Raw genomic sequence first — 12,477 nt, forward strand, 5'->3', positions numbered from 1 at the left:
CCTGGGCGCTGGCACGGGAAGGCTTGACCGACCCGACCCGCCCTTCGCGGCCCGACGACCAGGCGCGGCAAGATGCCGAGGCGTTGGGCGTCCCGCCTGAAAGCCTGCCCGATGCCAGTGACGAAGAGAGCGACGTGTTCGAGGTTTGGGACATCAACATGCCTTCCGTGGCGCTGTTTCTCGGCTGCGAGACGCAATGGCGCGTGGTGTCGCGGGGCATGCACGGCCTGCTCTACTGGCTCGGCATCGACTATGCGGCGGCCGGTGTACTGCTGCGGGCGCGGCCGACGCGCGAAAAGCGGCGCTATCCGGCCGCCCGGCTGCTCGACGATCTGCGCGAAATGGAGATCGAGGCCCGCGCGATCATGAATGAGGTGCGCGATTGAGCCTCAACCTCGCCCTCGTCATCAGCGGCGATGCTTCTGGCGCCAAAGCGGCGGCCGAGGAAACAAATGCGGCCGTCCATACAATTGGCGTCACGGCAACCAACGCGGCCAACACCCAAGCTGCCGCAAACGATCAGGCGGTAGCAGCGTCTCGGCGTGTCACCGAAGCGCTCACCGGGCAGGAGGCAGCGCAGCGTCGACAAGGCGCAGCCGCCGCCGCCAGCCTCGCATCCGTCGCGAATGCATCACGGCTGACTTCCAACCAATTGCTGAGGCTGTCGCAGCAAGGCAACGACGTCATCACCATGTGGGCGCTCGGCGCGCCGGGGTTGATGATTTTCGCCTCCCAGGCCGGCCAGGTCTATGATGCGCTGGAAAGCGGGCCGAAAGGGCTGCGCGGCTCGCTTGCCGCCATCAGGGCTTCCTTGGTGTCGACAGCGGCATCCTTTATCAGCTTCGCCGGCCCGGTCGGACTGATAGCGACCAGTATCGCGGTCGCTGGCGCAGCTTTTGTCACCTATTCGATCATGTCTCGCGAGGCCACCAAGTCGCTGGATGAGGCGCTAAAGGCGCAGCTTAAGTCGATCACCGAGTTGGGTAACGCCTACGGGCTAGCCGGCATCAAGGCGGAGGATTTTGGCAGGAAGTCCGTGATCGCAGCCGAAGCGGCCGCTCGGCGAGATATCGCCGATCTCAAGCGTTCTCTGGATGCGGCCTCTCAAGACGTACAAAGCCAGCTCGTATCGCGGTTCACGATCGGGCGCGGCCGTGAGACGTTCTTCGCCGCAAAGCCGGAGTTCCAGGAGTTTGGCGCTGCCATAAGCATTCTGAACAGCCAGATCGAGCGCGGCGTGCCGAATTACCGGCAGTTCGAAGACAGCATCGCCGCCGTCGTGGCTAACAATCCGGGCCTGCAGACAACGGGCGACAAGATCCTTGGCATCGTCGCGGCCGCTGCCGAGGCCGCCAAGCAACTCCAGAGATCCGACGAGATCATCAAGGACATTAATCGCGGTTCGATTGGTGGGCCTGGTGCGCTGGACCGGGCGCAACAATACGGCCGGGAGGAGCTTGAACGCCGGCGGCGCATGGGAACCGACCCGTTCGCAAGCGTCAGGATAAATCCGGCCGCGGATCAAGCTGGCATCGCCCAGCGCCGAGAAGCTGCTGCGGCGCAGCTCCAGGCCTTGTTGGCAATATCGCCCGCCGAGAAAGCCGCAGCCGCGCGGGCCGAAGCCGCCGCCCAATACATCAGGGGCGAAAGCGATGTCGCCCGTGCCGATCGGATCGACATCGCCGGCAAGCTTGCCTTGGCCAGTGCAACAAAGAGCCTTTCGGATGCGCAGAAAGAGCGCTTCCGCTCGCTTGACCAGACGCTTGCCGCCCAGCAGTTCGACATCAGCCTGATCGGCAGGACGGCCGGTGAGACGGCTAGGCTGCGCATGGAATTCGAGTTGACCTCGCAGGTTCGCGAGGAAGCGGCCCGCAACAATGTCGCCGTCGACGAAGCCGAGATCCAGCGCATCAAGGAAAAGGCGGCCGAGTACGGCCGGATGGCAGAGGCGGCCGCGCGGGCCAATCTGGCACGCGAGCTCCAGTTCGAGCGCGACCAGCTCGGCCGCTCGCCGATCGAGGCAACGGTTGCCGATCGGCTGAAAGGAGCCGGCCTCGCAGTCGACCTCAATTCCGAAGCGGCGGCCATGATCCGCATGAACGAGCTGCTGAAGCAGCAAAAGCAGCTCTGGGAGGATGTGCGCGAAACCGGCGTTGACGTGATCGGCGGCATTGTAGACAGCGCGCTCGGCGGCTTTACCGATATAGACAGCGTGCTGAAGGGCGTCGCCGACGACGTGCTGAAGCAACTCACCCAGCTGGCGATCAAAAACCCGCTGGCCAACGCCCTCTACGACAAGGGCCTGCCGACGCTCGACAGCATCGGCGGGATCGGCGGCTTCATCGGCACTCTGCTCGGCGGTCCGCAGCCGGACGGCGGCCAGACGGTCGGCGCCATGGATGTTCAGGCCGGTGTCGTCAACATCAATGGCGCCCTGGGCATCGGCGGCACTGGCGGTGTCGGCGGCCCACTGGGCGCGATTACCCGTCTGCTCTCTGGAGCCAACGACAACAGCGCGACCGGCGGCGCGGCAGCGTCAGCCACGTCGCAGAGCGGCATCGGCGCCCAGATCTGGAACTTCTTCGCCGGCAAGGGTCTCCAGTCGCACCAGATCGCCGGCATCATGGGCAATCTGACCGCCGAGAGCGGCCTCAACCCCAACGCGGTCAACCCGAATGGCGGCGCCACCGGCCTGCCGCAATGGCTGGGCTCCAGGCTGACGGGGTTGTTATCGGCAAACGGCGGCAAGGTGCCGGGCGTCGGCGGGCAGCTCGATTACATCTGGAAGGAGCTGCAGGGGCCGGAGAGCGGCGTGCTGAAGCGGCTGCTCGGCTCGAACGACGTGCGCTCCGCAACCGGCGCCTTCGCCGGCTTCGAGCGGGCCGAGGGCTGGTCGCAGGCCAATCCGGAAAACATCGCACTCTGGCAAAAGCGCCTGACCGCCTCGCAGGATGCCCTGGCCAGGTTCCAGGGCACTGCCACGGCGGCGACGAAAGACCTCGGCACCTTCGGCGGCGGGCTTGGCCAGCTCGGCAATGCGCTCAGCCAATTCCCGACCGCACCCGCCGGCGGTGGCGGCGGCTGGCTGAGCTGGCTCGCTGGGCTGTTCGGTGGCGGCGCCTCATTGTCGCCGGGCGCCTGGGCGGCGATCCAGGCCGGCGGCGGCGGATTGTATGACGTTGGTGGCTCGACCGGCGGTAGCGACCCGTACAAGGTCGCCGGCCTGGTCCACGAGCAAGAGTACGTCATGGATGCGCCGGTGGTGCGAGCGCTCGGCGTGCCGTTCCTGGACAGTCTACGGCGCACAGCCAAATCGGGCCGTGGCTACTACGAGGGCGGTTATGCCATGCCCGGCGCCGGTAGCTCCGGCTCCGCATCAGTGGGCGGCTGGTCATCGCAGTCCGCCCAGCCAGCGCGCATCGAGCGCCACTATCACGACTATGCCGGCGTGAGCGTGCGCGAGGAGGAAACCGACGACGGCAAGGGCGGCCGCCGCGAGGACATCATCATCGAGGAGAAGCTGACGGCCGCCGCGAACCGGCGCGGCAGCTCCTTCAACAAGACGCTCGCCTCGCGCGGCGCCAGACAGCCGGTGAAACGCCGATGACCCTGGTCTGGTATCCGCCCGAGCTGCCGAGACCGGAACGCGCGCCCTACCAGGTGACGCGCGGCGACGGCCGCACCCGAAGAGCCGAAGACGCCGGCCCGCCCAATGTGCGGCGCCGCTTCTCGGCGGTCGCCGACACCGTTGCCTTCTCGACCGTACTGACCAGGGCGCAGCTTGCCCGCTTCGACCGCTGGTACAACGAGGAGATCAAGCAAGGCACGCTGCCTTTCCTGATGCCGGCGTGGGACACGGACGGCCTGCCGCTGCTGACCGATGACGGCACGCCGTTCACCACCGAAGGTGGCACGGCGATCCTGATAGCCGAGACCTGGCTGTGCCTGATCGGCCAGCAGCTGCCCGCACGCGCGCCGAGCTCGCCGAGCAGCGTCCAGTGGCGGGTCTCCTTCGACATCGCGGTGATGCCATGAGGCGCGTCTCGCTCAATGCCCGTCTCGCCATAGACCAGGTCGCGACCGACGAGCTGGAGGTTGTGCTGGTCATCATCGAGCACCCGCTGCTCGAAACGCCCGTGCGGCTCTCCTCCGACAATGCCGACAGGATCTCGGTCGAGCCGCTGATGTACGGCACCTGCTCGAACTGGCGCACCAACGACGGTTCGGCGTTCCTCTTCGTCATGCTCGACGCCCTCGTCCCCGACGAGGAAGACGACGCGCCGGCGCAGGCCTCGCTGGTGCTCGAAATCCTCGACAGCGACATCGCCGACATCCTCACGTCGACCACCGTGCAGGCGACCTGCCACATGGCGATCGCGCTGGCGTCCAGCCCGGACAATGTCGAGGCCGAATGGATCGGCTTGCTGATGACCGGCGCGGACGGCGATAGCGGCCAAGTTTCTCTGAAGTTCTCGATGGAGCCGATCACCGAGGAGCCTTTTCCGGCCGACCGCATGACCAAGGAACGCTTTCCGGGGCTGCACAAATGACGTTGCTGGAAGCCCAGGGCGATCTCCGCTGGACGCAGGCTTTCATTGGCCTGCCCTTTGCCGACAAGGGCCGCGACTGGTCCGGCTGCGATTGTTGGGGTTTTGTCCGCCTCGTCCATGCCGAGCATGCCGGCAACGAACTGCCGTCCTACGCCGGCCTTTATCCGAGCGCGGCCGAGCAGCGAGAAGTCGCGGCGATCGTCGCACGCGAAGCGCTATCGCCGCTGTGGTTGAAGGTCGATGAGCCTCAGGTGCTGGACATTCTCTGGTTCCGGCGCGGCCGCCTCGATGCCCATTGCGGGCTTTTCCTGCGGCCGGGCTTGATGATGCACATGGTTGAACAGGATTGCTCGAAGATCGAGCGCTTCGACGACGGCTCGCCCTGGGCAGGCAAGCTGACCGGCATCTATCGCTGGAGGGGCGCATGAGCGTCCATGTCACGGCCGCGCCCATTGCATTCCAGCCCGACCGCGCCCGCATCGAGCTGACGCTGCCGGCCGGCATGACGATCGCCGAGATGGTAGCGATGGCGCTGCCTGGCGCCAGTGACCCGGTGCTGGAGCGCACCCGTGTTGCGCTGGTCAAGAGTGACGGCATGCAGGTCGTTCCGCGCGCACTGTGGCACCGGGCGCGGCCGAATGCCGGCGTCCATGTGGTCATCCGCGTCGTTCCCGGTGGAGACTCGCTTCGGTCCGTGCTGCAGATCCTGGTCTCCGTCGCGGCAATCGCCGTCGCCGGTTTTTTCTTCCCCGCCGGCGCCACGCTATTTGGCTCGGAATTGCTTGCCAACGTCGCGAAGACCGCCCTGACGGTGGGCCTGACGGCGCTCGGCGGGTTGCTGATGAATGCGCTGCTGCCGCTGCCCAAACCCCCGGGGGAGGAAAAGCCGACCTACGCGATCGCCGGATGGCAGAACCAGTTCACCCCCGACGCGCCGGTGCCCATGGTCATGGGCACGCACCGTTATGCGCCGCCGTTCGGAGCGATGTCCTATATCGAGGTGGTCGGCGACCGGCTCTACGACCGCGCCGTCTTCCTGCACGGTTACGGGCCGCTGGAGATCTCGGAGGAGAAGCTCGGCGACACGCTGCTGACGAAATTCGACGAGATCCAGATCGAGACGCGGTTCGGCTATGCCGACGATGAACCGCTGACGCTCTACACCAACCAGGTGCTCGAGGAGCGCATCGGCACCGACCTGGAACGGCCGTTGAAGCACAACGACAACGGCAAGATCATCAAGGGTGAGCCGTCGGAAGCCAAGCCGGTCAGCCGCTTCACCGCTCGCGATACCGCCTGGTCGATCTCGATCCTGTCGTTTCCCGCTGGCCTGATCAAGATCGATGATGAGGGCGAGGAGTTTTCAGTGGAAGTGGTGTTCAAGCGACGCTACCGGCTCGCCGGTACCGTAGCCTGGACCGACCTGCCAGATCTCTCCATCCGCGCTACGAAAAAGGTCGGTTTTTATCGCGCCGACCGCATCGATTACCCCGTACGCGGTGCCTACGAGATCGAATATGAGCGGCTGACGGACTCGGAGGTCGAGCCGGGCAACGGATCGCAATTTGTCCTGAATTGCACCTGGGTGGTGCTGCAGAGCTTCCGGCCGGAATACCCGTTCAATTTCCGCAAGCCGGTCGCGCTGCAGGCGCTACGTATCAAGGCGACAGCGCAGCTCAACGGCACGCTCGACACCTTCAACACACTCGACAAGCGGATCGCGCCGGACTGGGACGCCGACAGCGGGACGTGGATTGCCAGGCCCACAAAACGGCCAGCGTCTCTGGCCCTTTTCACTTTGCGAGGTCCCGGCCTGTACCGGCCCACTCCGGACGACCAGATCGATTGGCCAGCGTTCGAGGACTGGCATGAATTCTGTGTGGCCAAGGGCCTGGAGTACAGCCGCATCCATGATTTCGAAGCCACGCTGGGCGAGACGCTGGCGGCGATCGGCGCGGCTGGCCGGGCGGCCGTCAAATGGAACGGCCGCAAATGGACTGTCGTCATTGACCGGCCGCGCGAACTTGTCGTGGACCATGTGAACCCAAGGAATTCGTCCGAATTCCGCTGGTCGCCTTCCTATTTCGAGCCGCCGCATGCGCTGCGCCTGCCGTTCATCGACGAGACCAACGACTACCAGCAGGCCGAGCGCCTGGTGCCGTGGCCCGGCTATGTCGGCCCGATCGACATCACGGAGGAGCTGAAGCTGCCCGGTAAGACAAATCCGGACGAGATCTGGCGCGAGGCCCGGCGCCGGCAATACGAGATCATGAACCGCGCCGTCAGCTACTCGGCGGTGCAGCAAGGCACCGTACGCACGGCGACCACCGGCGACCTGGTCGTGGCCTCGCGCGACGTGCTGAAGCGCGCCATGCATTCGGCGCGCGTCAAGGCGGTGCGTGGCGATCACGTCGAGACCGACGGCGTCTTCACCATGGCCGCCGGCGAGAGCTACGCCATCCGCTTCCGCCAGTTCGATGCCGACGACACGATCGGCACCAGCGTGGTGCGGACCATCGCCACCGTCGCCGGCGAGAGCGCGGCCGTGCGGCTGACCGGCACCGGCGAGAAGCCTAAGGTCGGCGAGATCATTCATTTCGGCCCGGCCACGCTCGACAGCATCCCGCTGATCGTTGCCGGCATGACGCGCGGCAAGAACAATTCGACGGTGCTGTCGATGCTGCCGGCGGCCCCGGTCATCGACGAACTGACGGACGCCGAAGTGCCGCCGGCCTGGAGCGGTCGTGTGGGCGCCGAGATCGACCTATCCCTGATCCCACCGGCGATACCGAAGTTCACGGGCATCGAAACCGGCACGGTCGACACCGGCGACGCCAACGGTCTGACCATCATGATTTCCGCCGGGACGTCGAACGCGATCGCCGTTGCCGCCTTCAAGCTGCAGACAAGGCTTGCCGGTGCATTGGTCTGGCAAGCGCCGCTGTCTTGCTCGCCAGCAGAGGGCGCGATCGACGTTCCTGGGTACCTGTTCGGGGACGAGGTCGAGATGCAGGCCTGGGCGGTCAGCTTCGCGGGCGTGGAGAGCGACCTGACGGCCATCGTTTCCGTGACCATCGGCTCCGACGACTTCGTGCCGCCACTCGCGGCGAACTCATTCCTTTTGCTCGTGCTTTAGAGGACACAAATGGCCGAAAGCCAGATCAACACAACCGACAGCGCCACCGGCAACCCCGTCGCTATCGACAGTGAGCTCGTCGCCGGCAAGCACCACCCCATGCATGGCGTGCGCGACGGCATGGACGAGGCGCTGGGCGGAATGGCCGACCCGGCCGCCACATCCGATGTCGGCACGTTCTCCTTGATCGGGTTGGTCAAGCGGCTGCTGTCGGTCAAGCTGCCGTCGACGCTTGGCGCAAAGACCGCCGCCAACAGCTTCAGCGTCACGCTTTCGACTGACGACGATGCCCTGCTCGGTTCACCCACCGAGGCGCCACCAGGCACCGACACGGCCTCCTCGGGCCTGAATGGACGGCTGCAGCGCATCGCCCAGAACCTGACCGCGCTGAACCCGGCCGCCACCTGGCGCTACCCCGCAGCTGCCGGTGGCGAGACCGGGAGCGCAGATGTCCTGGTGAAGGCCGCGGTGGTCGGCCAACGCAACCACATGACCTGGCTGACTGCGGTAAATGCCCATGCCACGGTCGACACCGAAATTCTGGTCAAGGATGGCGCCGCGACTGTCCTCTATCGCGGCTTTCTCAAGGCCGCCGGCGGGCGGCTGGATATCGAATTCCGATCGCCGCTGTCGTCGACCATCAACACGGCGCTGAACGTCGCCAACGTGACCACCGGCGCCCAAGTCTACTTCAACTGCGGCGGCTACGTCGCGCCTTAACCCGAGGGAACTGAGAATGGCCGAAACTGGCATGAATAGTACCGACCTCCCACTGGTTGCCGCGCTGGACGAGGTAATCGGCAATGCGACACTCGACGGAATTCGGCGCACGGCACGACAGTCGATGGCCGATCACGCCGAGCAGATCATGGCCGACGGGCCGATTGCGGATGCGCTGGCGGCCGAGGGGGCGGTGCGGGCGGCCGCAGATACAGCGCTCGACGGCCGTCTCACCCCGCTCGAAGCCGCGAACCTGCCGGCCCGCATGACGGCCGCCGAGGCCGAGCTCGCGGATCACGAGACCCGCATCGACAACGCAGAGTCCCTGATCACCACCGGCGCCAAGACGCCCGTCGCCGTGTCGGCTCTCTCGACGGTCAACATTCCCCTCGCGACTGGTGTGGTCAACGGAGCCAACATTGGCGGCTTCGTCGTCTCCACCGGACAGCTCGTGGTGTTGGCCGGGCAGACCGCTCCGGCCGAGAACGGCGCCTATCCCGTAGTCGCCGCCGGTGCGACGGTCCGTGCGGCCGCTTTCGACACGAGCGCCGAGCTGCTCGGCGCGGCCTTCGCGGTGACCAACGGCGCAGTCCAGGGCACGGTCTATGCGGTGCGCAACACCGGTGCCATCAACGTCGGCGTCGATGCCATCCTCATCACCCACGCCTATGGCACGCCCGGCAACCCGACACAGGCCGAAGTCACTGCGGCTCGGCAGGGCTACCTGGATGTCGCGGCCAACCTGACCGCGATGAAGGCGGTTTCGGCGACGTTGATCGAGCAGGCGGACGTGGTTTCGATGCTTGAAGGCCTAAGCGTGTCCGCCGCCAAGCTCGCTGAGGCCAACGGCTCGGTCAGTCCGTCTGTCTACCGATCCTACGCCTTCGTCCTGGGCGACACGATCGAGCACGTCGTGGTCGCCAAGGCTGCTGAGCGAAGTGCGCTGCAGCTTATTTGCGGCGCCGCCGGTGCCGCCTACACTGCCAACTTCAACCTGGAAGAAGGTCTCGTCGCCAGCAGCTCGGGGGCCAATCTCGTCAGTACCGCCATGACCGATTTCGGTTCAGGGTGGTACGAATGCAAGACTGTCATTCTGGTGGCCGCCAACGTCACGAACAATGTGCAGACCCGTCTCTCTGCAGCAGGCGCCCTTCCGTACGCGGGGGATGGCGCGAGCGGTCTTTATGTTCGCAGCATCGTCCTGCGCAAGCAGGGCCTCACTGCAAACTTGTTCCCCAGCAGCGACCCCACCAATGCGGCGTTCACGAAGCAGAACGTGACGGCGACCACCACTACCAGCCCACGGGACCCGGCGCTGGTCGAGCTGCCTCCACTTGTCGACGACCTCGAAGTGCTGACGAAAGGGCGCATGAGCGCGTCAAAGCTTGTCGAGTTGAGCGGCTCCGGCAGTCCTTCCGTCTATCAGGCCAAGTCCGTTGTCACTGGCGACAGCATCGTATGGAAGGTCATTGCCAAGAAGGCCGAACGCCATCGTCTCAATCTTTTCTCCAACAACGCCGTCGTGTTTGATTGCACCTTCGATCTCGACACCGGGACAGCGACCGGCACAGGCGCTAGCATTGTCGCTCTTGGCAATGGCTGGTACAAATGCACCGTCACGAAAGCGGCGACAGCCACGGCCTCGACGAACTGGCAACAGCGTATTTTCCCGTCTGCCGGCGGTCACCCATATGTCGGCGATGGTGTGTCTGGGCTCTATGTCCAACGGTCGGCTCTAAGCATCAATGGCGGGCCGAATGTCTTCTCGTCTTCAGAAAACCTCTCCAGCTCGGCCTGGACCAAAAGCGCCGGCGTGACGGTGGTCGCCAATGCCGCGCTTTATCTCGGCCTTCTGTCTAATCCGGCCACCATTGGCGGCGACCCCTATGACGACGGCTCGGCCGCCCTGGTTGGAAAGAAGTGGGCAGCGCTGGGCTCGAGCATCACGATCGGCGCCTACTATGCGCCCCTTCTCGCAGGACAGACGGGTATGGTGCTCACCAATCTCGGCGTGAGCGGATCGGCGCTGGGTCTGAGCACTACCGCATACCCGAGCTATGGGATGTCAGCACGGATCGTCGACATCCCCGTCGACACGGATCTGGTAACGTTGGAGCCCGGTCCGAACGCCTTCGGCGCTCAGGAAACCCCGTTGGGTGCTTTCGGCGATACCACCTATGCCACCCACTATGGATCGCTCTGGAAAGCCTGTGTCGACATTCGGGCGCGGGCTCCTAACGCTAAGATCGTCATGATTGGAACTTACAGCGGCGGCCCGGAACATGCGACGCACCGCATCGGCCGTCTCAACGGCCAAGGCAAGTCGATGGACCAATACATGAAGGCCGAGCGCGAAGTTGCAGAAGCCATGGGCGTCCGGTTCATCGATATTTCTCAGAGCGGCATGGGCTACCTGACATCCACGATTTATATGTCCGACGAACTCCACCCGAACGCTGCCGGTAGCCTACGTCACGCCACCTACGATGCCGAGGCTCTTCGCCAGTCTGTTCGTCACGGCTTGTTCGTGAATTAGACGGAAGTGGGCCTGCTCACCTGTGCAGCAATCCCGCTCCGGCCTCTGGCCTAGACTGAATTGTTCCTGTGTGGCAGAGGTGCTGTGGGCAGAACTCGGGGTATTAAGTTGCATCGCTTGCTTAGGCCAGTCATTGGCACGGTCAGGGTAGCCTTAGGGAGATCTCGGGCGGATAGGGAAGCTGAGTTAATGGCTCAGCTGAAGGCCTCGGCGAACCCCGCCATTCTGCTGTTGGGCGACAGCTTGGTCGCAACGTCTCGGGCCCAGGTCGGCAAGCGAGACGTGATTATGGGTGCAGTCGGCAGGTCTCGCATTGCCGATGTCGTGGCGATCATCAGCCGGATCAAGTCTAACGATCTCTGGGACAAAGCCGGCGGTTTTGTTGTCGGGGTAGGAATCAACGACGCGGAGTGGCGCGAAGGGGACGACCTCCAATCGAGGACGGACTACTTCAGGTCGATGCTGGATGCACTGGTCCGCAGCTGCCTCGATCGCCCCATCGCGATACTGACCATAACGGAGCCGGATAGGGAAGGCGCTCAGGTCGACAGGTTTAGCAGGGACCTGATAGAACGCCAGAATGCAGAACTCCGTGCGTTAGGTCAGCGGGCCATCGTCTTTGATATGGATGCCAAGTTCAGGGCCTCACTGGCCAAAAGCGGACTGCCGGTCTCAGTCGGGTTTTCGGACGGTGTCCATATTTCGGAAATTGGCTATCAGCATTGGAAGCCGTTGTTGCACGAGTGCATCCAGGCGATACGCAAGCGCTAAATCTCGACGAATGGCATATCTTTGACGGTTTCCCACTGCTGCTGAGGCGTGGTGCCAGACCACTTTGCCCGTAGCTCGGATGGCCTCCATGCCGTCTTAGGGTCCAGTTTCCCGGTCTTGGTGAAAAACGCATTCACGCCGCCATCCGACACGGCCGCCAGACCGTAGCCCCTGGTCGCGCAAAGCTTCGACATGGCGGCCAGGGACGCGCCGTGATACCACGCGCGAGGGTGCTTCTGGTGACGATCGAAGACGGGGTCGTAAACGACGGAGATCGAGCGGTCGAGAAAGCTCGGATTGTATTCGACCGAGATCACCGACGGCTCGATATCCAAGAGCTTTTCCAGGAACCAGTAGTCGTTCCCGTCGATGTCGATGGAGAGCACGCCAACCTTAGGGAAGGCCTTCCGGATAAAGTCTAGATTTTCCAAGTCGAGGAAGCGTTCTTCGATGCGAACGTTGGATGGAAGGACCGCTCGCGCGTCGGCAATCTGCTGACTGTTCGCGTCGATAAGTAGCCCCTCGAAAGAACTCATGAGCGCCGCGCAGTTGAACTGGATCGGGTGAAAGCCGAATTCGATGAAGGTTTTGGGCGCGCCGGTCTCCTTGGCTAGCCTCAAGAGGATTTGCCCCTCGTCAGACTGGCCGCCGATGCCCTTGGCGATCAACGACCGATAGTACATGCGCCTCAGCGGCGTGACTTTTTTGAATAACCTCAGCAATCGGAAATCTCCCCTTGAAGGCCGACGGTGCGAGTCGGTCGA

General features: G+C 64.3%; 10 protein-coding genes. 9 read left to right on the plus strand and 1 reads right to left on the minus strand.

Translation table 11 applies throughout. The annotated features are described in order from the left end of the window. Positions 1-23 precede the first annotated feature (23 nt). The 9 genes from NKI25_RS02030 to NKI25_RS02070 all read left to right on the plus strand — a co-directional run bounded on the left by NKI25_RS02030 (position 24) and on the right by NKI25_RS02070 (position 11,713). Positions 24-386: a DUF1799 domain-containing protein gene (locus NKI25_RS02030; protein WP_352997990.1), complete on the plus strand. Its 363-nt coding sequence runs from the start codon at positions 24-26 to the stop codon at positions 384-386. Continuing rightward, a complete protein-coding gene (locus tag NKI25_RS02035) occupies positions 383-3,607 on the plus strand; it encodes a phage tail tip lysozyme (protein WP_352997992.1) in 3,225 nt (1,074 codons plus the stop codon). The genes NKI25_RS02030 and NKI25_RS02035 overlap by 4 nt, the downstream gene beginning before the upstream one ends. Further along, positions 3,604-4,035, plus strand: a complete 432-nt coding sequence (locus tag NKI25_RS02040) for a hypothetical protein (protein ID WP_352997994.1) — start codon at positions 3,604-3,606, stop codon at positions 4,033-4,035. Before NKI25_RS02035 ends, NKI25_RS02040 begins: the two co-directional genes overlap by 4 nt. Beyond that, positions 4,032-4,550 (plus strand): DUF1833 family protein, encoded by a 519-nt coding sequence (locus NKI25_RS02045; protein ID WP_352997995.1) that lies wholly within the window; start codon positions 4,032-4,034, stop codon positions 4,548-4,550. Before NKI25_RS02040 ends, NKI25_RS02045 begins: the two co-directional genes overlap by 4 nt. Further along, the gene (locus NKI25_RS02050) at positions 4,547-4,978 is read left to right on the plus strand and encodes a C40 family peptidase (protein ID WP_352997997.1); all 432 of its coding nucleotides are present in this window, start codon (positions 4,547-4,549) and stop codon (positions 4,976-4,978) included. The genes NKI25_RS02045 and NKI25_RS02050 overlap by 4 nt, the downstream gene beginning before the upstream one ends. Further along, entirely contained in the window at positions 4,975-7,686 is a 2,712-nt protein-coding gene (gene gpJ, locus NKI25_RS02055; protein ID WP_352997999.1) for a TipJ family phage tail tip protein, read from the plus strand. The genes NKI25_RS02050 and gpJ overlap by 4 nt, the downstream gene beginning before the upstream one ends. Positions 7,687-7,695: 9 nt before the next feature. Further along, on the plus strand, positions 7,696-8,406 hold the full coding sequence (locus tag NKI25_RS02060) for a hypothetical protein (RefSeq protein ID WP_352998001.1): 711 nt from the start codon (positions 7,696-7,698) through the stop codon (positions 8,404-8,406). 16 nt (positions 8,407-8,422) lie between these two features. Then, complete coding sequence (locus NKI25_RS02065; protein WP_352998002.1) at positions 8,423-10,942, plus strand: SGNH/GDSL hydrolase family protein; 2,520 nt, start codon at positions 8,423-8,425, stop codon at positions 10,940-10,942. A 189-nt stretch (positions 10,943-11,131) separates the two neighbouring features. Then, on the plus strand, positions 11,132-11,713 hold the full coding sequence (locus NKI25_RS02070) for an SGNH/GDSL hydrolase family protein (protein ID WP_352998004.1): 582 nt from the start codon (positions 11,132-11,134) through the stop codon (positions 11,711-11,713). Here the strand turns inward: NKI25_RS02070 and NKI25_RS02075 are convergent. Next, positions 11,710-12,435, minus strand: coding sequence for a hypothetical protein (locus tag NKI25_RS02075; protein ID WP_352998005.1), 726 nt, complete (start codon positions 12,433-12,435; stop codon positions 11,710-11,712). The two genes, NKI25_RS02070 and NKI25_RS02075, sit on opposite strands and share 4 nt — an antisense overlap. Positions 12,436-12,477 lie beyond the last annotated feature (42 nt).

It is taken from the genome of Mesorhizobium sp. M0808, assembly GCF_040320025.1.
In the GTDB taxonomy this organism is placed as follows: Bacteria; Pseudomonadota; Alphaproteobacteria; order Rhizobiales; family Rhizobiaceae; genus Mesorhizobium.